This is a genomic window from Xenorhabdus entomophaga (genome assembly GCF_037996725.1).
GTDB classification, from domain to species: Bacteria; Pseudomonadota; Gammaproteobacteria; order Enterobacterales; family Enterobacteriaceae; genus Xenorhabdus; species Xenorhabdus khoisanae.
Window position 1 is genome coordinate 17,500 of the sequence record NZ_JBBMXH010000034.1, and the last position, 22,554, is coordinate 40,053.

The following is a 22,554-nucleotide window of genomic DNA, read 5'->3' on the forward strand; positions in this document are numbered from 1 at the left end:
TGGGAGACTCAATTGTTTGTGATGTTTTTGTTAGTAATATGTAGATTACCTTATCTAAAGCTCAGGATTTTGGAAAGGGCGATTTTTTGTGCGCAATTTAATGCAAGCCGATAAGACAGCGGGCTTCAGGAAGATCTGTTTTGAGAGAAAAAAACCAGCCGACAAGCGGCTGGTTTGGAAGGGGTAATAACATAATGTTATTAAATGACTCAATGCTGCGGAATATTACAGTTTGTCAGCATTTTTGGTCAGGTATTTTGCTACGCCTTCAGGTGAAGCGCCCATACCTTCTTGACCTTTTGCCCATTGTGCAGGACAAACTTCGCCATGTTCTTCGTGGAATTGCAGAGCGTCAACCATACGTACCATCTCATCGATGTTACGGCCCAGTGGCAGATCGTTAACCACTTGGTGACGGACAACACCAGTTTTGTCAACCAGGAAAGAACCACGTAAGGCAACGCCAGCTTCTGGGTGCTCAATGCCGTAAGCTTTCATGATGTCACGTTTGATGTCAGCAACCATTGGATATTTGACTTCGCCGATACCACCTTCGCTGATTGGGGTTTTACGCCATGCGTTGTGAACGAACTCAGAGTCGAAAGAAACGCCGATAACTTCAACACCGCGTTTCTGGAATTCTTCATAACGGTGGTCAAAAGCGATCAGCTCAGAAGGGCAAACAAAAGTGAAATCCATTGGCCAGAAGAAAATAACGGCAGGACGGCCATTCAGGTGTTTTTTCAGATTGAAGTTATCAACGATTTCACCGTTACCGAGAACTGCAGCAGCTGTAAAGTCAGGGGCTTGGCGGGTTACTAAAACCATAATTGACTCCTGTGATTTTAAAAGGTGTTATGTAAAACGGGTTACAGCATAAGGAATTAGGGTATAGCAATAAAGGATAAAATACCAATTGCTGCAATAGGATTTACCTATCAATAACCTGTTTTTAATTCCTTTTGACCTACATAAGATAAAACTATTTGAAAAAAGTGCAAGGCTCTGGAAAATTTTTTCACTCAAGCAGGCGCTTATTTGACGCTAATGCCATCATTTGTGGATAGAATTGCAAGAATAGTGTTTCAAAATCAAGGTAATGGGTTTCTATATCCTGATATGATCCTGCCAGCGCTGATAATTTCGGGCGTTTGCGTGCCATGCTTTGCAGTACATTGGCAATGCAGGACATATCCGCATAGCGGATGAGCAGGTTTTGTGACCAGAGATAACTGTTCAGTTCTTGAAACTTTTCAGGGGTTGAATCGAGATGAGGTTCTATGTTGCAGCGGGCAAAATTGGCGAATTCAGGCAAAGAATAATTTTTTTCAAGTTTGTCCCAATGTAGGGCAAGAAAATGATCCCAGATGATATCAAGGGTAATTGGGGCAACACGGCGATACTCGCAACGGAATAAGTGACGAGCTTCTATGACAAGCGGGTGCCTGTCCGTCAGGCTGTCTACCCGACGGTGCATACGGATGCCCGCTACAATGTCGGAATTGAACAACCCTTCTGGTGAACCGCGGACAAAATCTGCCATCAGATTGCCCAATAAGGAGCTTTCCGATAATGCAGCTAAATGAAGGTGTGCGAGAAAATTCATGATGAGAGTATACCGTAAAACGCTAAACCTGATGCTTCTTTGTTGCACCCTCGCGTTTGCAGCACTAGACTAGTCCGCCTGTTTTTTTGAATGATACAGATAAAATGCGTGTCGCTGATTTTACATTTGAACTGCCAGAAGAGCTGATTGCTCACTATCCCCAGCCGCAGCGGAGTGCCTGCCGACTGCTTTCCCTTGACGGCGAAACGGGAAAGCTGACGCACGGTGTTTTTACTGATGTGCTGGATAAACTGGAAGCCGGTGATCTGTTGGTTTTCAATAATACTCGCGTCATTCCTGCGCGCCTGTTCGGCCGCAAAGCGACGGGGGGAAAATTGGAAGTTTTAGTTGAAAGGATGCTGGATAATAAGCGAGTGCTTGCTCATGTTCGTGCTTCCAAGGCACCGAAAGAAGGCGCTGAGCTGATTCTTGGTGAAGATCGAAGCATTAAAGCAACGATGCTGGCGCGTCATGATACATTGTTTGAAATTCGTTTTGATGATGATCGTGATGTGTTGACCATTTTGGATCAGATTGGTCATATGCCATTGCCTCCTTATATTGCCCGTCCTGATGAAGACGCAGATCGTGAGTTATATCAGACGGTCTATAGTGAACGTCCGGGCGCAGTGGCTGCACCGACTGCCGGGCTGCATTTTGATGAACCGCTTTTGGCTGCTTTGCGTGAAAAAGGCATTGAAATGGCCTTTGTCACCTTGCATGTCGGCGCCGGTACTTTTCAGCCTGTGCGAGTGGAAACCATCGAAGATCATGTTATGCATGCTGAATATGCGGAAGTGCCACAGAATGTCGTGGATGCGGTACTGGCATGTAAAGCGCGTGGTAACAAAGTTGTCGCGGTGGGAACAACTTCAGTCCGCTCATTGGAAAGCGCAGCCAGAGCCTGCCAGAATGGGATTATCGCGTCTTTTTTTGATGATACCCAAATCTTTATCTATCCTGGTTTTGAATATCAGGTTGTCGATGCATTGATTACCAATTTCCATCTGCCAGAATCCACGCTTATCATGCTGGTTTCTGCGTTCGCCGGTTATAAAAATACCATGAGTGCCTATAAAGAAGCGGTGACAGAAAAATATCGCTTTTTTAGTTATGGTGATGCGATGTTTATCAGTCGCAATATGATGGCATCGAAAGAAATGGTATCGAAAGAAGCGGTGTTGAAATAAAAATTTTGAAATTAAATATTTTTAAATCAGAATGATCTTCATTTCAGCTCCGCTGGTTTGAACGGTGTCTAAACATAGCATCAGACTGTTTTTCTGATGTCTGGAGGTTAAGTGAAATTTGAGTTACAAAAGACGGACGGAAATGCCCGTCGTGGCCGCCTGATTTTTGAACGTGGCGTAGTGGAAACCCCGGCATTCATGCCTGTGGGCACTTACGGTACGGTAAAAGGCATGACACCGGAAGAGGTGAAAGAGACCGGTGCGCAGATCCTGTTAGGGAATACTTTCCACCTCTGGCTGCGTCCGGGGCAGGAAATCATGAAATTGCATGGTGACCTGCATGATTTTATGCAGTGGCAGGGGCCTATTCTGACAGATTCTGGTGGTTTTCAGGTCTTTAGTCTCGGTGCGATGCGTAAAATCAAAGAAGAAGGCGTTCATTTCCGTAATCCAATCAACGGAACGCCTGTTTTCCTCAGCCCAGAAAAATCCATGGAAATCCAGTATGACTTGGGTTCCGATATTGTCATGATTTTTGATGAATGTACGCCATACCCTGCTGATTGGGATTATGCGAAGCGTTCCATGGAAATGTCATTGCGCTGGGCCGCTCGCAGTCGTCAACGTTTTGATGAAATGGGTAATAAAAATGCCTTGTTTGGTATTATTCAGGGCAGTGTTTACGAAGATTTGCGTGATGTTTCCATAAAAGGGCTGGTGGAAATCGGTTTTGACGGCTACGCTGTGGGTGGTCTGGCTGTAGGTGAACCCAAAGAAGACATGCACCGTATTCTGGAACATGTTTGTCCGCAGATCCCGCAGGATAAACCACGCTATTTGATGGGAGTTGGCAAGCCGGAGGATTTGGTCGAGGGCGTTCGCCGGGGTATCGATATGTTTGACTGTGTGATGCCAACCCGCAATGCCCGCAATGGTCATCTGTTTGTGACAGAAGGAGTCATCAAGATCCGTAATGCCAAACATAAGGAAGATACTTCTCCGCTGGATGAACATTGTGACTGCTATACTTGTCGAAATTATAGCCGCGCATATCTCCATCACCTTGATCGTTGTAACGAAATTCTTGGTGCAAGGCTGAATACAATCCATAATTTAAGGTATTATCAGCGTTTGATGGCTGGAATTCGCAAAGCCATTGAAGAAGACAAACTGGAACAGTTTGTTGAAGCGTTTTATCAGCGGATTGGTAAGCCTGTTCCGCCGTTAAATATATAATTTGGCGTGACTAACCAGCCTCAATATGTGTAGCATATCGGGCTGGTTTTTGATCGAGCCACTGTCGATTTTCGGCAAACACAATTTTCGAGAAGTAAGATTTTCGGAAAGTAATATTTTCGATAACACGATTTTCGGTAACATGTTTTCGATAACAATGAGGGAAATTTGATGAGTTTTTTTATTTCTGAAGCTGCGGCAGCTGCTGGTGCACCAGCGCAAGCTCAGGGTAACCCATATTCTCTGATTATCATGCTGGTTGTTTTCGGTTTGATTTTCTATTTTATGATCCTGCGTCCACAACAAAAACGTACCAAAGAACATAAAAAATTGATGGATTCCATCTCCAAGGGAGATGAAGTACTGACTTCTGGTGGTCTGGTTGGTCGTGTCTCTAAAGTGTCTGAAACAGGCTACGTTGTGATTGCCCTGAATGATACCACTGAAATAACTGTCAAACGTGACTTCGTCGCTGCCATTTTGCCGAAAGGTACAATGAAGGCTATTTAATTTTCTGATTTTCCCGAAGGGAACTGCCGTGTTGAACCGTTATCCTTTGTGGAAGTATCTGATGCTGATCGCTGCGATCCTCATCGGTTTGCTTTATGCACTTCCCAACCTTTATGGTGAGGATCCGGCTGTACAAATCACTGGCGCGCGAGGCATCGCCGCCAGTGAAAAAACGCTGGACCAAGTCCGTAATGTTTTAGAAAAAGATCAAATCCAGAGCAAGTCCATTGCATTAGAAAATGGGGCAATCCTTGCTCGTTTTAACAGCACTGACGTGCAGCTCCGTGCCCGTGAAGCACTGGTTTCTGCATTGGGCGAACAGTATGTCGTGGCACTGAACCTCGCGCCTGCAACGCCTGTCTGGTTAAGGGCAATCAATGCTGAGCCTATGAAACTGGGGCTTGACCTGCGTGGTGGTGTTCACTTCCTGATGGAAGTGGATATGGAAACCGCACTGAGTAAGTTACAGGAACAAAATATTGATAGCCTGCGCTCTGAACTGCGTGATCAGGGCATCGCTTATTCTACTATCCGCAAAATTGATAATTACGGCGTTGAAGTTCGTTTCCGCGATAACGACGCGCGTTCCAACGCGGAAAGCTATCTTGAACCTCGCCACCGTGATTTAGTGTTCTCTGCTGGTGCCAACAGTACCCTGAAAGTTGTCATGAGTGATGAACGTCTGCGTGAAGCCCGTTCTTATGCAGTACAGCAGAACATTACTATTCTGCGTAACCGCGTAAACCAGTTGGGTGTTGCGGAACCTCTGGTGCAGCGTCAGGGGGCAGATCGTATTGTTGTTGAACTGCCGGGTATCCAGGATACAGCCCGCGCTAAAGAGATCCTCGGTGCAACCGCAACATTGGAATTCCGTCTGGCGAATAGTAATGTTGACCAGAATGCAGCACTGTCTGGCCGAATTCCGGCTGATTCAGAATTGAAATATACCCGTGATGGCAGCCCTGTTGTCCTGTACAAGCGTGTTATTCTGACAGGCGATCATATTACTGATTCCACGTCCAGCACGGATGAGAACGGTTATCCGCAGGTGAATATTTCTCTGGATAGTGCGGGTGGCACGGCAATGTCCAATTTCACTAAAGATAATCTGCAAAAACCGATGGCAACGCTGTTTGTGGAATATAAAGACAGCGGCAAGAAAGATGCCAATGGTCGTGCGACCCTGGTTAAGAAAGAAGAAGTCATTAACATTGCCACCATTCAGTCACGTTTGGGTAACAGTTTCCGTATCACTGGCATTGGCAATCCTGCCGAAGCTCGCCAGTTGTCGCTGTTGCTACGCGCGGGTGCATTGATTGCACCAATTCAGATTGTCGAAGAGCGTACTATTGGGCCAACTCTGGGCTTGCAGAATATCAAGCAGGGTCTTGAGGCGTGTTTATGGGGCCTGATTGCGTCCATTTTGTTCATGATGATTTACTATCGCAAGTTTGGTCTGATTGCGAGTAGTGCATTGCTGGCTAACCTGGTACTGATCGTCGGTATCATGTCCCTGTTGCCGGGAGCGACGCTGACCATGCCGGGGATTGCGGGTATCGTTCTGACACTTGCCGTCGCTGTGGATGCGAACGTGTTGATAAACGAACGTATCAAAGAAGAGCTGCGTAATGGCCGTACGGTACAGCAAGCGATTCACGAAGGCTATAAAGGCGCGTTCTCCAGTATCATCGACGCAAACCTGACTACGCTGATTACAGCCGTTATTCTGTATGCCGTGGGCACTGGCTCTATCAAGGGCTTCGCGATTACTACCAGTATTGGTGTGGCGACTTCAATGTTCACTGCCATTGTAGGAACTCGTGCAATCGTGAACTTGCTGTACGGCGGCAAGCGTATCAATAAGTTGTCAATTTAAGGAGCACGTTGTGGCACAGGATTATACTGTTGAACAATTAAACTACGGGCGTAAAGTTATCGACTTTATGCGCTGGGACAACGTTGCCTTTGGGATTTCATTCCTGCTATTGATCGCTTCCATCGTTATGATAGGAACTCGTGGGTTTAACTGGGGACTTGATTTTACCGGTGGTACGGTAATTGAGGTAAACCTGAGTAAGCCTGCGGATCTGGACAAGATGCGTGAGAGCCTGACACAGAATGGTTTTGTCGATCCACTTCTGCAAAATTTTGGCAGCAGCCGTGATGTGATGGTTCGTATGCCGCCGGTGGAGGGGAATGCAGGGCAGGAACTGGGTAATAAGATTATTTCGGTTATTAACCAGAATATCGATAAAGATGCCAAGGTCAAACGTGTAGAATTCGTCGGTCCAAGCGTGGGAAGCGAACTGGCGCAAACAGGAGCAATGGCGTTACTGGTTGCCCTGATCTGTATCCTGATCTATGTCGGTTTCCGCTTTGAATGGCGTCTGGCATTGGGAGCGGTTATTGCACTTGCGCATGACGTGATTATTACGCTGGGTGTTTTGTCGTTGTTCCACATCGAAATTGACCTGACTATCGTCGCATCGTTGATGTCCGTTATCGGCTATTCATTGAACGATAGTATTGTGGTGTCGGATCGTATTCGTGAGAACTTCCGCAAAATCCGCCGTGGTACGTCTTATGAAATCATGAACGTCTCCCTGACTCAGACTCTGAGCCGTACGATCATGACTTCTGCAACCACGTTGCTGGTTGTACTGATGCTGTACATTTTCGGTGGTGAAATGCTGAAAGGCTTCTCACTGGCAATGTTAATTGGTGTTTCTATCGGTACAGTGTCTTCCATCTATGTTGCTTCTGCACTGGCTCTGAAGTTGGGCATGAAGCGTGAGCATATGATTCAGCAGAAAGTTGAGAAAGAAGGGGCGGACCAGCCTTCTATTCTTCCTTAACGATTTAGCATGATCGAGTTCTGATATCGCTTAAACACTCTGTGAGTACTTACTGACAGGGTGTTTTTCATTATCACTTCAAGGTACACTGTTATTCCTTCGGTCAACTGTCAGGAAACGATATGCATTGCCCATTTTGCGCAGCCGTTGATACTAAAGTTATTGATTCCCGTCTGGTTGGGGATGGCTCACAAGTGCGCCGTCGCCGTCAGTGCCTAGAATGTCATGAACGCTTCACTACATTTGAAATTGCAGAACTGGTGATGCCACGGGTTATTAAAAGTGATGATATTCGGGAGCCTTTCGACGAAGAAAAATTGCGTCGTGGCATGCAAAAGGCACTTGAAAAACGTCCTGTCAGCTCTGATGATGTGGAAACAGCGATTAGCCATATCAAATCACAAGTGCGGGCAACCGGTGAGCGTGAAATTCCGTCCAAGATGATTGGAAATTTTGTTATGGATGCGCTGAAGAAACTGGACAAAGTGGCGTATATCCGTTTTGCATCTGTTTACCGCAGCTTTGAAGATATTCGTGAATTCGGCGAAGAAATAGCCAAATTACAAGACTAAATACCATGACACTCGATGAAATATATATGTCCCGAGCGCTGGAATTGGCGCAACAAGGGCGTTTTACAACTTCTCCGAATCCAAATGTAGGTTGTGTCATCGTTAAAGATGATCAAATAGTCGGGGAAGGTTTTCATTTACGAGCCGGAGAACCGCATGCAGAGGTTCATGCCCTTCGCATGGCAGGTAAAAATGCAAAAGGCGCCACAGCTTATGTCACTCTTGAGCCATGTAGTCACCATGGCAAAACACCGCCCTGTGCTGATGCTTTGATTGCTGCGGGATTAAGTCGTGTTGTGGTAGCGATGCAAGACCCCAATCCTCAAGTGGCTGGACGCGGCTTGTATAAATTGCAGCAGGCGGGCATCACTGTAGAACATGGCCTGATGATGGCGCAGGCGGAATCCTTGAATAAAGGTTTTCTTAAACGTATGCGTACCGGTTTCCCTTACCTGCAATTGAAACTGGGAGCCTCATTGGATGGCCGTACCGCGTTGGCCTCGGGAGAAAGTAAGTGGATTACTTCACCTGAAGCGCGTCAGGATGTGCAGAAATTGCGAGCGCAGTGCAGCGCAATTTTGAGTTCCAGTGCAACAGTATTGGCGGATGATCCTTCACTGACTGTCCGTTGGGATGAATTGGATGCTGATACACAAGCGGTTTATCCCCAAGAACGTCTCCGCCAGCCAATCCGTATCATTACTGATAGCCAGAATCGCGTGACGCCACAGCACCAGATTATCCGGCAAACAGGGCAATGTTGGTTAGCACATACTAACTTGTTGGATACTGACAAAGATGAACAGCAATGGCCTGATCACGTCGAACAAATCTTATTGCCGGCACATGGTAATGGCGTTGATTTGGTGCTGCTGATGATGCAACTGGGTAAGCGCCAGATAAATTCAGTCTGGGCGGAATGCGGTCCTGCTCTGGCCGGGGCATTATTATCATTGGGGCTGGTAGATGAATTGATCCTTTATATCGCGCCTAAGGTGCTGGGAAATAATGCCCGTGGATTGTTTGCTATTCCTGAATTGCAAAGATTATCGGATGCGCCTGAATTTACGCTGTTTGATGTAAAACAGATTGGCCCAGATGTGCGCCTTCGCTTACGACCACTCTGAGCGTCCTGATTTAAGTTCGGACATAAACCAAGACGCAGAGAAAAAGAATGTGATAAGATCCGCGCCCCTGCGGATATGAATAAGGTATAAGGAAGGCTATGAACGTAATCAAAGGTGTTGTTGCAGCTCCTGAAGCACGTATCGCTATTGCGATTGCCCGCTTTAACAACTTCATTAATGACAGCCTGCTGGAAGGGGCCGTGGATGCGTTGGAACGCATCGGTCAGGTTTCTTCAGACAATATCACCGTAGTATGGGTACCGGGTGCTTATGAACTGCCGTTAACAGCCAAGGCACTGGCTGAGTCCAAAAAATATGATGCGGTTATCGCTTTGGGTACTGTTATCCGTGGCGGTACAGCCCACTTCGAATATGTTGCTGGCGAGTGCAGCTCTGGTTTGTCCAACGTGGCAATGTCCAGCGACATTCCTGTCACATTTGGTGTTCTGACGACTGAAAATATTGAACAGGCGATTGAACGCGCTGGCACTAAAGCGGGTAATAAGGGTGCAGAAGCTGCCTTAACCGCATTGGAAATGATTAATGTAATCAAAGCCATCAAAGGCTGAATTTTTAGTTTTAATTAAGGGGAATTTTGTGAAACCTGCTGCTCGTCGTCGTGCTCGTGAGTGTGCTGTTCAGGCAATTTATTCATGGCAATTATCCAAAAACAGCATTGCTGATGTTGAATTGCAGTTTCTGTCAGAGCAGGACGTAACTGGTGTTGATATCACCTATTTCCGTGAGTTGCTGTCCGGGGTAGCGGTCAATGCTACAAAATTAGATGCATTGATGGCTCCTTATCTTTCACGCCAGCTCGAAGAGTTAGGTCAGGTAGAAAAAGCCATCTTGCGCGTTGCAATGTTTGAACTAAGCTTTCGTGATGATGTTCCCTACAAAGTGGCTATTAATGAAGGCATCGAACTGGCAAAAGTGTTTGGCGCTGAAGATAGCCATAAATTCGTGAATGGGGTGTTGGATAAAGCTGGCCCGGCAGCACGCAAGAAAAAGTGATTGCTTGCCAGGAGTTCCCCATTATAACTCGATGATTTTATCTATGAGGCCGGCTTCCCGGCCTCGTGTTCTCATCGTTAGTCACTTTTTGGAATTCTACTATGGCATGTGGTGAATTTGACCTCATTGCACGTTATTTCAATCGCCATGTCAGCCGTCGCCGTGATGTCAATCTCGGGATTGGCGATGATTGTGCGCTGATGACCGTTGCAGATAAGCAAGAATTAGCGGTAACTACAGATACGCTGGTTGCCGGTGTTCATTTTCTCCCTGACATCTCACCGGAAGATTTGGCCTATAAGGCACTGTCTGTCAATATCAGTGACTTGGCCGCTGTTGGGGCAGATCCCGCCTGGGCATCACTGGCTTTAACGCTACCTGATGTCAATGAAGATTGGCTAAAGCGATTCAGTGACAGTTTGTTTGAGCAACTGAATTATTATGGTATGCAGTTGATCGGTGGGGATACGACGAAAGGCCCCATGAGTTTGACGTTAACCGTACATGGTTTGGTTCCGGCGGGCAGGGCACTGCGCCGTGCGGGGGCAAAAAATGGTGACTGGATTTATGTAACCGGAACACTGGGGGATAGTGCCGCAGGGCTTGCTCTGTTGCAAGATCGTCTGACAGTGGAGGATACAGCGATCCATAATTGGTTAATCAAACGTCATCTCCGTCCACAACCCCGGGTTCTACAAGGGCAGGCATTACGCGATCTTGCTTCTTCCGCAATTGATCTGTCCGATGGTTTAATTTCTGATCTCAACCATATTCTGACAGCCAGCCAATGTGGTGCGCGTATTAATCTGGATGCGCTGCCTTATTCGGAAGCCATGCAGCAATATGTTACCCCTGAGCAGGCGTTGAAATGGGCGCTGAGCGGTGGTGAAGATTATGAATTGTGCTTTACTGTACCTGAGCTTAACCGTGGTGCGTTAAATATGGCATTGGCTCATTCTGGTGCGAGTTTCTGCTGTATTGGGCAAATCAGGCCAGAATCAGAAGGTATCCGCTATTTTAATCATAACGAAGAAGTTGAGCTGAATCTGAACGGCTTTGACCATTTTAAAACTGATAAAAAACCTGTAGTACCTTGTTCGGCAGTACAGCAAGAGGAAAATGACCAAACGGAGGGAACGCATGGATGATGCAAAGCGTCGCTTAAAAATGAGCAATCCGTGGCATTTGTTGGCTACGGGGTTCGGTAGTGGCTTATCGCCGATTATACCGGGTACGATGGGCTCAGTGGCGGCAATCCCTTTCTGGTTATTGCTGGTGCAATTGCCTACATGGGGAATATGGGTAGCCATCTTATTAGGAACTGTCATTGGTTGTGTGATTTGTCAAAAAGCTGCCGATGCCATGAATGTAGAAGATCCGGGTTGCGTGGTCTGGGATGAATTCATCGGCATGTGGATCACATTGATGGCAATTCCGGTGCTCAACTGGCAGTGGATTTTAGTGGGTTTTGTGGTGTTCCGTATTTTTGATATGTGGAAGCCGTGGCCGATTCGCTGGTTTGACCGCTATGTAAAAGGCGGAGTTGGCATCATGCTGGATGACATTATCGCGGCAATTTTTGCGGTTGTGGTTATCTGGCTGTTGAATTTCTACCAATTATTGCCTTTCTGACTATTGTTTTTCTGAATTAGCCACTGAATATAGTGGCTAATCTATTTCCTGCACTGATTTATTCTCTTAATGCGTACATTTCTTAGTGTATAGCACCGCCCGTTACAACCGTATCAGATTTATTTTCCCATGCAGTTTCAATAGCTATTTTTAGTGCCATTGTCATCAATTCTAGCGTCATGCTTGGTGTATCAAAGAGGATTTTGGCTTGTTCTGGAAGATAAGGAATATGGATAAATCCTCCACTTGCAGAGGGGTAATTTTGTGTTAAATAATGCAATAAACCATACATCACATGATTGCAAACAAAAGTACCGGCAGTTTGGGAAACTGATGCAGGAATTCCCGCCTTCCTCAACGTATTAACCATAGTTTTGATCGGTACGTCAGATAAATATGCTACAGGGCCACCGGAAATAACAGGAGTATCAATCGGCTGGTTCCCTTTATTATCGGGAATACTGGCATCATTAATATTAATTGCGACGCGTTCTATGCTGATATCTGCCCTGCCTCCTGCCTGCCCTACTGAAATCACCAATTCTGGCTGAGTCCGGTCAATAGCTGTATGGAGATGTTGCAAAGCGGTATCAAAAATACAGGGGAGTTGGCAAATCTCAATAATCGCGTCAGCGACTTGGCAGCCCTGTAATGGTTTGATGGCTTCCCATGATGGATTTATCCTATCACCTCCGAAAGGCTCAAAACCAGTGACTAAAATAGTTTTCATGACGATACCTTTTTGTTGTTTTATATGAACATTAGAAAATAGAGCAAGAACACATTGGTAATAAGTAAAGCGCATCCTGTGGGAATCTGGGCCTTGATAACGGCATTACGATCAGGCAACTCTAACAGTGCTGCGGGAACGATATTGAAATTTGCTGCCATAGGTGTCATCAACGTTCCACAATAGCCGGAAAACATCCCGATGGCCGCCATAACTGCGGGATTACCATCGTGCTGTAAAATCAGAATGGGGATGCCAATACCGGCAGTGATAATCGGAAAAGCGGCGAAAGCATTCCCCATTATCATGGTCAGCAGGGCCATGCCAAAGACATACGTTACCACTGCAATAAAACGACTATCGACATACAAATAATTTTCAGTTAAATGAGCAATCACTGTACCTACACCCGCTGCGGTGAACAACAATCCGAGAGTTGCCAGGATCTGCGGCAAAATAAATACACAGCCAATGGAATCCAGCAGGCGGCGAGTTTCCTGTATAGGCTGTGTGATGGTATCGTGGCTCAGGCGTAACGCGATAATTAACCCAATCAGGCAACCAAGAGTAATGGAAAAGAGTGTTACCAGCGTAGAGTGATTACCTTCACCAAATACAGCCTGCTGTAAGCCGGGAATGTGGTTAAACATTAGCACTCCTAGCATTGTGATAACAGGGATCAGCAAAGCGGGCAAAAATAACCGGTGACCAAGACGATCAGCACTTTTCTGTCGTTGTTCTGGTGTCCGTTGATGATAGTTTCCCAAACGCACTCCACCGAATCCTGCCAGCAGCGCCATAATAACAACCAACACACCAACACTGATATGGGCGATTTTCTGGGCATGGACTTCATCACTGATCCAGATAGCTGCCAGATGACCGCTCCATTTCCCCACCAGAAAGATTAATCCATACAGCGCCCAGAATAAGCCGGTTGTTAATCGGCGAGGATTGGCTTTATCACGCCATGACATAATGGCAACAGCCAGTAAGAGCAGCCCAGCCAGTACATAGAGATATTGTAATTGAAACATTATCTTGTCCCCTTGCTGTTCGTACGGGCGTGATTCAAAGAGCTAAGTTCATTGGCAAGTCGGTAATCCAGGCGATATAGCCGAACAGAATGGATAAGAAAAGCACAAATGGCAGTGGGAATACCCCAAAGGGCAATATGCAGCGGTTCGGTTTGAATACCAGCCGATTCCAGCATGAAATTGTGCATAAAGATAATTGCCCCAAAGGCGACAAAAATATCCTCACCAAAGAACAAACCCGTATTATCCGTCGCGGCGGACATAGCACGAATGCGATGGCGAACTGAATCCGGTAATTCACCGTATTGGTTTTCAGCCGCACCTTCTGCCATAGGAGCGAGTAAAGGGCGGACCATTTGTGGATGGCCACCTAAACTGGTTAACCCCAGTGCAGCAGCAGTTTCACGTATAAACAGGTAGATAATCAGTAACCTTCCGGTAGTGGCAGTTTTGATATGGGCAATCGATTTTTGGGCGTGTTCTTTTAACCCATGTCTTTCCAACAGGCCAATGATGACCAAGGGAAGCAGAAGTGTCAGTGTCAGATTTAGCGTATTAATAAATCCTGAACCTAGTTTCTCCAGAATATCGGCTATGGACATTTGGGCTGACAATCCGGTGACAAGGCCGGCAACGGTAACAACCAGAACAGGATTAAATCTGATGATAAAACCAATGATAATGACGGCAATCCCGATGAGGGGCCAAAAATTGATAGTGTGCTGCATATTCTACTTCCCCCTGAAAGATACAGTGTTGTTTTATTGTTGGTTTAAGTGCGTTTATTGTTAATTCATTGTTTTTATATTGTTGAACAATAAATAGATTGCGATCAAAAAACAGGCAAGAAAAATCTGCATTGAATTGCAAAAATGGAATACAGATCACTCATTGAATGCAAAATGAGCTTATTTGGTGAAAATATTTTGCACATTATCTACAAATAAAGGATCTGTTTAGAGGTATCAGAATTCGGAGAGGAAATTCGAAATGATGAATATAAAAAATATATTTCTGATAAATAGTAATATGATGCCAAAAATTCAATTTTGGGATTGATTGATATGTATTTACGAGCCATTTATTATAAGTTTTTGTATGTTATTAATTCAGTTTAATTAACCCGAATTCTGCTTAAGCCATCATTGGAACATCTTCTTCTAAGTAGAAAACTTTCAGTGATGGTTTTTTCAATTTAAGGCAGTAAGCAATCAGTCCACCTAAAACGGTTAACATAAATCCTTTTATACTTCGGTGACGCGAATGCTCTATCTGAGAAATCAATTTTAATTGCCCATTAATCGTTTCAATAATAAAACGCTTTTTTAACATTATCTTATCCCACTCAGCTTGCATGCACGCTTTCATGTTGCGCCGTTTTTTCGTGATGAAAGTGACATCGGTTTTGGCTAAATCGTCCGCCAATTCTTGGCTGAGATAACCTTTGTCACCGTAAAGAGAACCCGTTAATTCTTTTGATAATTCACGAACAGGTTCCCGATCATCCACATTTCCCGCAGTCACTTTAAGCGCTAGAATTTCCCCCTGATGATTGACAACCAAGTGTAATTTGAAACCGTAAAACCAGCCCATTGAATTTTTTCCGCGCTTTGCTATCCCCGCAAAGACCTTATGTCGAGGGATGCGAATGTTATGGCAGACACTCAAACGGGTGGAATCAATAAAAGCAATGCCTGTGGGTTTCCCTTTTAATTGAGTCAGATAGCTACATAGTGGCACCAAAACGGAAGGCGCCACACTGACAAAACGAGAATAGCTGACCAAGGTTGGAAAATCCTTATGGTGATATTTCCAAATATGTTCTAGATAAAAATTTTTAAAATCACGGTAATGCGACAGATGAAAAAGGATCAAAATGGTCATGATTTCACTGGGATACATATGGCCTTGTCGGCGGCGTAAACGATGCCCGCTATCGAGACAAAATTGTTCCCATTGAGGGATGAAAAGACGACAAAAATCGTCGACATCGCAGAAAATTTCAACTAACTTGTCCATAGCCTGTTCCACCTCGGAGCTGTTTTTGGTGTGCACCAAAACTTTGCTCCTGGAACAGGCTTCTCGTCAATTTCTTATCCAGAATTCGGGTTAATTAATTTATAATTCGTTAAAAAATCATTCTTGTGTATTGTTTGTTTTGTATTTGTTTTTAATTTTACGTGATTAAATATTCATTTTTTATGTTCAAAAAATTCATGAAAAAATACCGAAAAATAGCGTCTAATGAAAAATAGATAGAAAGAATTTAGTATGACCGAAATTCGTGATTTTTCAGCGGAGCGTTTATCAACGCTCTGCTATCTTTTTTCAATATTCAAACCAATATACGGCTTTCAGGGAATAGGAATCTTTCTGGCACATAGAGATCGAAATTATTAAATCGACAATATTCTTCTAATTGTTGAGCAGAGTTAACACCAACTTTTTTATATATTTGTGCTGTATAATTTTCGACAGTACGATAAGAAATATTTAATATTCTACCCATTTGCTTGCTGGTATATTTGTGCAGAGAGAGGAAAATGATATCCCATTCTCGTTGGGTGAATAATTCAGTAGGAGGTTGAAACATAATGGAAGCAGGGAGTTTGCCATGGTATAGCCGGGTCAGTGAATAATCCTGGGCTTTCCATAAGTGATATATGATCCCTATACACTCACCATTTTCATGATAAATAGGTGATTTTTCGCAAAAATAAGATGATAATGCTTTTGTTTCTCCCCAAACATGTGTTTCAAGTGAAGTGTATGATTTTTCTTCCTGCATTACCTTTTGGTCATGAAGAATATATTCCTTTGCAAATTCAGCACCATCCCAAGGAAGTTCGTGATCATTAAGCCCTTCAAAATTGAATGAATCAGAAAATCCTTTAATAGCATTCAATGCCTTGTTTCCATAAATAAAACAAGAGTTTTTATCTTTTATTCCCCAGGGATCGTTGCTGGCTGCTAGTGTATTAATTATTTGAGGTGAAATGATGGATTTATTACTCATGTCATTATTCCTTTATTATTTTTGAATGATATAATCAGTTTAGCTCTCTACTACCAACAGTGACAAATCTCTCAGGAATATAACGATCTAGTTTCTGCTCTTTGCAGAATTTTTTCAGTTCTAGCTTTCTTGAGAGATTAAATTTTTGGTAAATTGATTGCATATAATTAGTAACATCATTAATATTTATCATTAATTCTTCACTGATACTTTTTTCATCAAATGATCGCAAGAGTAAAAAGAGAATTTCCCACTCAATTTGTGCTAGTTCAACGCTGGGAGGTTTGAACTCCGGTGTTTCTGGAATAACGCCATCATAATAATAAGAGATGGAGAACCCTTGAGTTTTGTACATATGAAAAATGATACCAATGCAGTCGCCGCTATTATCATATAGGGGATATTTATCACAGAGATAAGATTGTTTAACTTTATATTTTCCAAATGGGTGAGTTTCCATTGAGGTTACTCGTTGCATTTTTTGAATAACTTTTTGATCTTGTAGGTAAAATTCTTCTTTATATTTTGCAATAGGTGAAGGTAGTTCACTTATATTAAGTCCTGTGATGTCGAAATCTTCAGGAAGGTCTAGCAACTGATAGAAAGCAGAATTGGCATAGATAAACCTTGATTGGCGATCTGTTGCTCCCCAAGATTCAGTACTTTTTTTCCACATATGAATTAATTGAGGAGTGATATTATTTGAATTTTTCATATTTTATATATTAATTATTTTCTGGTAGTGATTAGAATAATATAACCATATAATATGGAATAATAATTAGTTAATCAAAGACTGTGTATTCATTAGTTTTAACACAAAGATATTATTTCATTTTGAAATTATTTTTTAATTAAACATTAAGTTTTACTAATATTATAGTCTATTGATATTGGTGATAATATAAAATCAAGCAATTATATATTGATTGGTGTTAAATAAAATTTATTAAATTTGGTGTTGTGTTGAAATATTTAAGTATAAAATAGGGGGTTAATATAATAAATTTTATTTTTTTGATAGATAGGTTTCCTTTATGTTTAATTTTAAAATTATTAATATTGAAATATTCAATTAATGTAACTAACTGTTTGCTTTCTTTAAGATAGTAGATGTTCATTAAAGTATTTAATACGCTTCCAAAGTTTCGAAAAATAACTAAACTTTTTAAGTGTGTTATCAATCATAAAAACATCTAGAAGAATGCTTGTTATTCGATTCTTACTGGTTAAGTTAATAAATTGGTTTTTTGCAAAATTTTACTGTTATTATCGGAAGTTAACACTTCAGTACAGATTTTTTTAGTATTTTTTACTAGTGCCAGCTTCAGGGAAAAGCCTGTAATAATATAAAATATAGGATACGCATTTAATGCATTAAATAACTAAATTTAGGGAGGGAAAGGGAACGCTTGTAACAAGAGAGTGGCATAGAGATGATATTATTGATTCATTCAAAAATGAGGAAAATCACATCAACTATTTCTATGGCCAAGCAGATATTTTAAATGATTTTTACAAATATACTTTATGCAGAAATTAGTAATGGGAAGCTAATTACCTGAAACTTTTTGTGAAAAGTTTCAGGTAGGGTTATAAAATAAAAATAGGCGCGTTTTTTCGGGTAACTGTTTATTTTAGAGTGTTAACTTTATCGTGTTAACTGGGCTAAACCAATGATAGCTTGTTCAAGGTATTGACGGGGACAACCTAAGTTTATACGGATAAACCCTTTTCCTTTATCACCAAAACTGAATCCCATTGAAACGGCTATTTTCGCTTTTTCGATTAATGCCTGCTGCAAAGTACTATCATCTAAACCTAAATCACGGCAGTCCAGCCAAGCCAGATATGTCCCTTCCGCTTTGACCATTCGACACCAGGGAATGGAAGATGCTAAAGCCTGTTCGAGCCAGTTACGATTTTCAGCCAAATAATCCTGTAATTTATCAAGCCATGTTTCCCCATATTGGTAAGCAGCTGTAGCTGCGGTCATGGATAATGAATTGAATACATCTAATCCGTGAGCATTTAACCGATCAATAAAAGTTTGCCGGAGAGCTAGATTTGGGATAAGAAAGTTTGATATACGAAGTGAAGAAAGCCCAAACGTCTTACTGGCTGAGGTGGCAGTAATAACATGACTATGCCATTCACTTCCAAGATGCAATATTGAGGTAAATTTTTCTCCGGGCAAAGTTAAATCAGCCCAAATTTCATCAGAAATTACCGTCGTGCCATGCCTTTTACAGAGTTCCAATAGTTGAAGCAATTCGTTACGACTCCAGCATCGGCCAGTAGGGTTATGTGGGTTACAGAACAATAGTAGAGGTGGTCTGTGTTGCTCCAATATGTATTCCAGATGGTCATAATCAATTTTGTAACCTTCCGGATTCTCAATAAGTGGGTTTTCAATAACCACCCGGTTATTCATCGTAATAATTTTGGCAAATGAACCATAATAGGGGCTTTGTACGATGACTCCTTCTCCTGATTTACTCAGCATTTGTATTAGTAAAGCTAATCCGGGTATGACCCCTTCTATTGATGTAAACCAATCCCTGTGCAACGTCAGGTTATGGCGTTTTAAAAACCAGTCTATTACTGCTTGGTAATAGAGATCGTCACGTTCGCTATAGCCAAAAATTCCGTGGTCAATTCGAGAGGATAAAGCTTGCAGGACTTCTTCTGGACATCGAAAGTCGAAATCAGACACCCACATTGGCAAAAGGTCAGTTGTGTTTATGTTCAGGTAGCGATCTAAAAAATCCCACTTAACAGAGCCTGTATTGTAACGATCAAATATCTGGTTGAAATCACATGATTTCACGTTGGACTTCCTTTTTCTTCAGAGAATTTTCTGGGGCGGTTTCGGATATAGTTTTTGGCATAATTTTTGCTATACCAAAACCAGTAAAACCATAAATGAGAGCAAAAAAGACTGCAGCGTAGCACTGGATTGCCCAAGGGAGTAAATCAAGAGTGCTGACACCTAAGGTCGTCGCCATGTAAATGCCAGCTGAAGTCCAAGGGAGAAGAGGTTCAATGACAGTACAACCATCTTCTATGGTGCGTGATAAATTTTTGTTATCTAGCCCCATCCGACGATAAGCATCTTTGAACAATTCTGCCGGGATGAGAAGGGCAAGTTTTCCATCGCAGGTTGCCCCAGTTACAAGAATGGTTGTGCCTAAGGTTGCAGCAATAAGTTGCCCAGTTGTGTGAACAGCGCGCAGAAGCTGGTTAATAATAATAGTCAAGGCGCCAGTGAGTGTTAAGATACCAGCAAACGAAAATGCACAAAATATAAGCAAAACAGTGTTCATCATTGATGACATGCCTCCGCGATTGAGTAAGCGGGGAACATCGTTAACAACTCCTGTGATGCTGTGTCCTTGGTCAGAAAACATTGAAAGATTAAAACCATCAATTAACGCATTAAGACCTTGTTTAAGTGTGAATCCTTGGACACCTATACCTATCGCAATAGCTAATGTACAAGCTGTCAACATAACTGGGATCACTGGACGTTTTGTTATTGCGCCCCACAGAACCAGCATCGGTGGCAAAATAAGCAATAAATTAAAGTGATACAGGTTTTCAAGAGATTGTATTATTTCTGTGATTTTTTCGGGAGTTGAGGAGCTACTTGTTAAGCTTGTATGGCCTGCAATAAAATAAACGATACTGGCTAAAACAAAGCCAGGGATCGTGGTATACATTAAATGTCGAATATGGCTGTAAAGATCAGTGCCAGCAACGATGGCTGCGAAATTAGTTGAGTCAGATAACGGTGAAATTTTATCACCGAAATATGCACCTGAAACAATCGCACCCGCTGCAGCCGCTAAAGACACATCAAGGCCTGCAGCAACTCCCATTAGGGCAACTCCAACTGTTCCTGCTGATCCCCATGATGTGCCGGTACAAACAGAGATAACGCTGGTGATAAAGAAGGCGGCAATAAGTATATATTGAGGGCTAATCAGCTTTAATCCCCAGTAAACCATGTAAGGTATCGTCCCGCTGAACATCCAGGTACCAATTAACCCCCCGACGCAAATCAGGATCATGATTACTGGCATTGCTTTGGTTAGTTTTGCCACAATGGAATCAATAATGCTATCCCAGCGATAGCCTTGCCAATATGCTAAGACTGCTGCTATTGCTGCTGATATAAGCAATAAGGATTCGATACGCAGATTCAGTTGACCATAGCCAATTATGAGTAGTAGGAGCATGGCTGCAATCGGTAGTATGGAGAGCCCTAGATTAAGTTTTTTTTTGTCATCCATATGAAAATCCAGTTTTAGATAGGTTATTGAAAAAAAAGCTATTCTATCAAAAAAACGGAATCTCTGATGATAAGTTCTGCTGAGAACATATTTATTTGTGGAACTAATTCTTTTTTGGCGTTTAGCTGTAATGCCAGATTAGCTGCCCGTTGCGCCATTTGTTCGATTGGATTATGTATGGTTGTTAAGGGCGGATAGAGATATCGGGCTGTGACAATATTATCAAACCCAACGATTGACAGTTGTTCCGGTAAGTCGATTTTCCGCCGATGCAGGAATCGCATCATACCGGCGGCCATAACGTCGTTGAATGTTAATGCCGCAGTAAAGTTGATGCCGCTGTCCAAGAGCTTTTCTGCTGCTTGTTCCCCTCCTTTTTCGTTAAATGGAACGCTGATAACCCAATCACCAGGTACTGTGATACCCGCATCAGCCATTGCAGCATGATATCCCTCCAGACGGAGCCTTCTGTCATCTATCGGCAGATCTGTCGTTACATAAGCAATTTTTCGATGACCATTTTGGAGAAGATAGTTGGTAGCTGTCTGAGAAGCACTGACATTATCTAACCAGACACATCGGTTAGCGATGGCTGGAAAATATCGGTTGATAACCACTAATCCCGGAGTATGAGCTGCATAACGTAAGATATCTGCTTCGCTCATTCTGCTGACATAGGCTACTATTGATTCACATCCTTGATTGATTAAAAAGTCCAGGGCAGATTTTTCAAGTTCAGCTTGATGCCCACCGCTACAGACCATGAGCTTGGCTTCTTTTTTCCGGGCAACGTTTTCAACACCGCGAGCCAAAAGAGAAAAGAAAGGGTCAGCCAGATTGCCCGTTAGTAACCCCAACATATTCCCGGATCTTTTTGCCAAGGCAAGTGCTGCCGAATTACGGTGGTAGTTGAACTCACGCATGGCTTTTTCTACACGTTCACGAGTTCCAGGTTCGACGTAAGCTGTATTATTAATGACACGGCTGACAGTGGCTACGGATACTTTGGCGTGATGTGCTACGTCTTTCATTGTGGCCATGCTCTTCCCCCGGCAGTTATATAAGATGAATATGACTTGGAATCATATCCAAACTTGTTCAAATTATCATGAAAGGTTTCGTCGATTCTATTTCAAACGAGTAATCTGTCATGTTTGTTTGAATGGTTTATCCGCATTATAGGTATTATATTTAACATAGCAAAGTATGGTTGATGGATTTTAAATATTCTGGCGGGATATATAGGTTGTAATTATTTTTCTCACAAAGCGTTTTTAATTCAATGATTGAATTTATTGATAACTTTTCATAAATGATTTTAAAATATTTTTCCAGAGTGCGACATGATATTTTCAGATTATGAGCAATATCTTTGTTTCTGATCCCTCTACAGAATAAAAAAATAATCCGCCATTCTTTTTCTGTCAGTATATTGTTCGGCGGATTAAGATTAATAGATGTAGACATATCACTTTTAATATAATGATGTACTGAAAAATGATTTATTTCTTTAGTGTGACAAATAACGCCGATACATTGATTATTTTCATTCATTAGTGGATGTTTTTCACAAAAATAAGGTTTTATTTGTTGATCATTTCGTTGAAAATAAACTGAGATAGATGATATATAACTTTTCATAATTATGAGAATTTCATATTTCCTATTCCTTTCCAACTATTTGCTGAAGCGGCATTCAAGAAAATCTTAACTCTTTTGATGAGCTGCCACATA

23 protein-coding genes are annotated in these 22,554 nt (G+C 42.7%); 11 read left to right on the plus strand and 12 right to left on the minus strand.

Going from position 1 to position 22,554, the window contains the following annotated elements:
• Positions 1-225 precede the first annotated feature (225 nt).
• Positions 226-828, minus strand: a complete 603-nt coding sequence (locus AAC854_RS09125; protein ID WP_340616819.1) for a peroxiredoxin C — start codon at positions 826-828, stop codon at positions 226-228.
• 190 nt (positions 829-1,018) lie between these two features.
• On the minus strand, positions 1,019-1,606 hold the full coding sequence (locus tag AAC854_RS09130; protein ID WP_340616820.1) for an acyl carrier protein phosphodiesterase: 588 nt from the start codon (positions 1,604-1,606) through the stop codon (positions 1,019-1,021).
• Positions 1,607-1,710: 104 nt separating this feature from the next.
• Between AAC854_RS09130 and queA the strand changes: the two genes are divergently transcribed.
• The 11 genes from queA (at position 1,711) to pgpA (ending at position 11,742) form a co-directional block, all read left to right on the plus strand.
• Entirely contained in the window at positions 1,711-2,796 is a 1,086-nt protein-coding gene (gene queA / locus AAC854_RS09135; RefSeq protein WP_340616821.1) for a tRNA preQ1(34) S-adenosylmethionine ribosyltransferase-isomerase QueA, read from the plus strand.
• Positions 2,797-2,907: 111 nt separating this feature from the next.
• Positions 2,908-4,032 (plus strand): tRNA guanosine(34) transglycosylase Tgt, encoded by a 1,125-nt coding sequence (gene tgt, locus AAC854_RS09140; RefSeq protein WP_273547704.1) that lies wholly within the window; start codon positions 2,908-2,910, stop codon positions 4,030-4,032.
• Positions 4,033-4,203: 171 nt separating this feature from the next.
• A complete protein-coding gene (gene yajC, locus AAC854_RS09145; RefSeq protein ID WP_047962359.1) occupies positions 4,204-4,542 on the plus strand; it encodes a preprotein translocase subunit YajC in 339 nt (112 codons plus the stop codon).
• 28 nt (positions 4,543-4,570) lie between these two features.
• Positions 4,571-6,418, plus strand: a complete 1,848-nt coding sequence (gene secD / locus AAC854_RS09150) for a protein translocase subunit SecD (RefSeq protein WP_340616822.1) — start codon at positions 4,571-4,573, stop codon at positions 6,416-6,418.
• 10 nt (positions 6,419-6,428) lie between these two features.
• The gene (gene secF, locus AAC854_RS09155; protein WP_340616823.1) at positions 6,429-7,397 is read left to right on the plus strand and encodes a protein translocase subunit SecF; all 969 of its coding nucleotides are present in this window, start codon (positions 6,429-6,431) and stop codon (positions 7,395-7,397) included.
• A gap of 122 nt (positions 7,398-7,519) precedes the next feature.
• Positions 7,520-7,969, plus strand: a complete 450-nt coding sequence (nrdR, locus tag AAC854_RS09160; protein WP_092549050.1) for a transcriptional regulator NrdR — start codon at positions 7,520-7,522, stop codon at positions 7,967-7,969.
• Positions 7,970-7,974: 5 nt separating this feature from the next.
• The gene (gene ribD / locus AAC854_RS09165; RefSeq protein ID WP_340616824.1) at positions 7,975-9,096 is read left to right on the plus strand and encodes a bifunctional diaminohydroxyphosphoribosylaminopyrimidine deaminase/5-amino-6-(5-phosphoribosylamino)uracil reductase RibD; all 1,122 of its coding nucleotides are present in this window, start codon (positions 7,975-7,977) and stop codon (positions 9,094-9,096) included.
• Between the two features lie 98 nt (positions 9,097-9,194).
• On the plus strand, positions 9,195-9,665 hold the full coding sequence (ribH, locus tag AAC854_RS09170; protein ID WP_340616825.1) for a 6,7-dimethyl-8-ribityllumazine synthase: 471 nt from the start codon (positions 9,195-9,197) through the stop codon (positions 9,663-9,665).
• A gap of 28 nt (positions 9,666-9,693) precedes the next feature.
• Positions 9,694-10,110, plus strand: a complete 417-nt coding sequence (gene nusB / locus AAC854_RS09175) for a transcription antitermination factor NusB (RefSeq protein ID WP_340616826.1) — start codon at positions 9,694-9,696, stop codon at positions 10,108-10,110.
• A 101-nt stretch (positions 10,111-10,211) separates the two neighbouring features.
• A complete protein-coding gene (gene thiL, locus AAC854_RS09180; protein ID WP_340616827.1) occupies positions 10,212-11,258 on the plus strand; it encodes a thiamine-phosphate kinase in 1,047 nt (348 codons plus the stop codon).
• Positions 11,251-11,742: a phosphatidylglycerophosphatase A gene (pgpA, locus tag AAC854_RS09185; protein WP_340616828.1), complete on the plus strand. Its 492-nt coding sequence runs from the start codon at positions 11,251-11,253 to the stop codon at positions 11,740-11,742. The genes thiL and pgpA overlap by 8 nt, the downstream gene beginning before the upstream one ends.
• Before the next feature lie 82 nt (positions 11,743-11,824).
• On the opposite strand, the gene pcp is transcribed toward pgpA, so the two are convergent.
• The 10 genes from pcp to AAC854_RS09235 all read right to left on the minus strand — a co-directional run bounded on the left by pcp (position 11,825) and on the right by AAC854_RS09235 (position 22,461).
• Entirely contained in the window at positions 11,825-12,472 is a 648-nt protein-coding gene (pcp, locus tag AAC854_RS09190; protein WP_340616829.1) for a pyroglutamyl-peptidase I, read from the minus strand.
• Between the two features lie 20 nt (positions 12,473-12,492).
• Positions 12,493-13,512, minus strand: coding sequence for a DUF979 domain-containing protein (locus tag AAC854_RS09195; RefSeq protein ID WP_340616839.1), 1,020 nt, complete (start codon positions 13,510-13,512; stop codon positions 12,493-12,495).
• Positions 13,509-14,237: a DUF969 domain-containing protein gene (locus tag AAC854_RS09200; RefSeq protein ID WP_340616830.1), complete on the minus strand. Its 729-nt coding sequence runs from the start codon at positions 14,235-14,237 to the stop codon at positions 13,509-13,511. The genes AAC854_RS09195 and AAC854_RS09200 overlap by 4 nt, the downstream gene beginning before the upstream one ends.
• 406 nt (positions 14,238-14,643) lie before the next feature.
• Positions 14,644-15,528, minus strand: coding sequence for an IS982 family transposase (locus AAC854_RS09205; RefSeq protein ID WP_340616831.1), 885 nt, complete (start codon positions 15,526-15,528; stop codon positions 14,644-14,646).
• Positions 15,529-15,844: 316 nt separating this feature from the next.
• Positions 15,845-16,525 (minus strand): helix-turn-helix transcriptional regulator, encoded by a 681-nt coding sequence (locus AAC854_RS09210; RefSeq protein ID WP_340616832.1) that lies wholly within the window; start codon positions 16,523-16,525, stop codon positions 15,845-15,847.
• Positions 16,526-16,559: 34 nt separating this feature from the next.
• Positions 16,560-17,240 carry a PAS domain-containing protein gene (locus AAC854_RS09215; RefSeq protein ID WP_340616833.1) on the minus strand — a complete coding sequence of 227 codons (681 nt, stop codon included), beginning with the start codon at positions 17,238-17,240 and terminating at the stop codon, positions 16,560-16,562.
• 936 nt (positions 17,241-18,176) lie between these two features.
• Positions 18,177-19,355: a MalY/PatB family protein gene (locus AAC854_RS09220; RefSeq protein ID WP_340616834.1), complete on the minus strand. Its 1,179-nt coding sequence runs from the start codon at positions 19,353-19,355 to the stop codon at positions 18,177-18,179.
• The gene (gene nhaC / locus AAC854_RS09225) at positions 19,342-20,820 is read right to left on the minus strand and encodes a Na+/H+ antiporter NhaC (protein WP_340616835.1); all 1,479 of its coding nucleotides are present in this window, start codon (positions 20,818-20,820) and stop codon (positions 19,342-19,344) included. Before nhaC ends, AAC854_RS09220 begins: the two co-directional genes overlap by 14 nt.
• 38 nt (positions 20,821-20,858) lie before the next feature.
• Positions 20,859-21,860, minus strand: a complete 1,002-nt coding sequence (locus AAC854_RS09230) for a LacI family DNA-binding transcriptional regulator (protein ID WP_340616836.1) — start codon at positions 21,858-21,860, stop codon at positions 20,859-20,861.
• Positions 21,861-22,011: 151 nt separating this feature from the next.
• The gene (locus tag AAC854_RS09235; RefSeq protein WP_340616837.1) at positions 22,012-22,461 is read right to left on the minus strand and encodes a helix-turn-helix transcriptional regulator; all 450 of its coding nucleotides are present in this window, start codon (positions 22,459-22,461) and stop codon (positions 22,012-22,014) included.
• Positions 22,462-22,554: the final 93 nt, after the last annotated feature.

Excerpts from the sequence above, each read along its gene's own strand:
- AAC854_RS09125 (WP_340616819.1), bottom strand. The coding sequence starts at position 828 with ATGGTTTTAGTAACCCGCCAAGCCCCTGACTTTACAGCTGCTGCAGTT.
- nrdR (WP_092549050.1), top strand. The coding sequence starts at position 7,520 with ATGCATTGCCCATTTTGCGCAGCCGTTGATACTAAAGTTATTGATTCC.
- ribD (WP_340616824.1), top strand. The coding sequence starts at position 7,975 with ATGACACTCGATGAAATATATATGTCCCGAGCGCTGGAATTGGCGCAA.
- AAC854_RS09205 (WP_340616831.1), bottom strand. The coding sequence starts at position 15,528 with ATGGACAAGTTAGTTGAAATTTTCTGCGATGTCGACGATTTTTGTCGT.
- AAC854_RS09130 (WP_340616820.1), bottom strand. The coding sequence starts at position 1,606 with ATGAATTTTCTCGCACACCTTCATTTAGCTGCATTATCGGAAAGCTCC.
- AAC854_RS09215 (WP_340616833.1), bottom strand. The coding sequence starts at position 17,240 with ATGAAAAATTCAAATAATATCACTCCTCAATTAATTCATATGTGGAAA.
- AAC854_RS09210 (WP_340616832.1), bottom strand. The coding sequence starts at position 16,525 with ATGAGTAATAAATCCATCATTTCACCTCAAATAATTAATACACTAGCA.
- queA (WP_340616821.1), top strand. The coding sequence starts at position 1,711 with ATGCGTGTCGCTGATTTTACATTTGAACTGCCAGAAGAGCTGATTGCT.
- AAC854_RS09200 (WP_340616830.1), bottom strand. The coding sequence starts at position 14,237 with ATGCAGCACACTATCAATTTTTGGCCCCTCATCGGGATTGCCGTCATT.
- yajC (WP_047962359.1), top strand. The coding sequence starts at position 4,204 with ATGAGTTTTTTTATTTCTGAAGCTGCGGCAGCTGCTGGTGCACCAGCG.
- ribH (WP_340616825.1), top strand. The coding sequence starts at position 9,195 with ATGAACGTAATCAAAGGTGTTGTTGCAGCTCCTGAAGCACGTATCGCT.
- nhaC (WP_340616835.1), bottom strand. The coding sequence starts at position 20,820 with ATGGATGACAAAAAAAAACTTAATCTAGGGCTCTCCATACTACCGATT.
- pgpA (WP_340616828.1), top strand. The coding sequence starts at position 11,251 with ATGGATGATGCAAAGCGTCGCTTAAAAATGAGCAATCCGTGGCATTTG.
- pcp (WP_340616829.1), bottom strand. The coding sequence starts at position 12,472 with ATGAAAACTATTTTAGTCACTGGTTTTGAGCCTTTCGGAGGTGATAGG.
- thiL (WP_340616827.1), top strand. The coding sequence starts at position 10,212 with ATGGCATGTGGTGAATTTGACCTCATTGCACGTTATTTCAATCGCCAT.
- AAC854_RS09230 (WP_340616836.1), bottom strand. The coding sequence starts at position 21,860 with ATGGCCACAATGAAAGACGTAGCACATCACGCCAAAGTATCCGTAGCC.
- AAC854_RS09235 (WP_340616837.1), bottom strand. The coding sequence starts at position 22,461 with ATGAAAAGTTATATATCATCTATCTCAGTTTATTTTCAACGAAATGAT.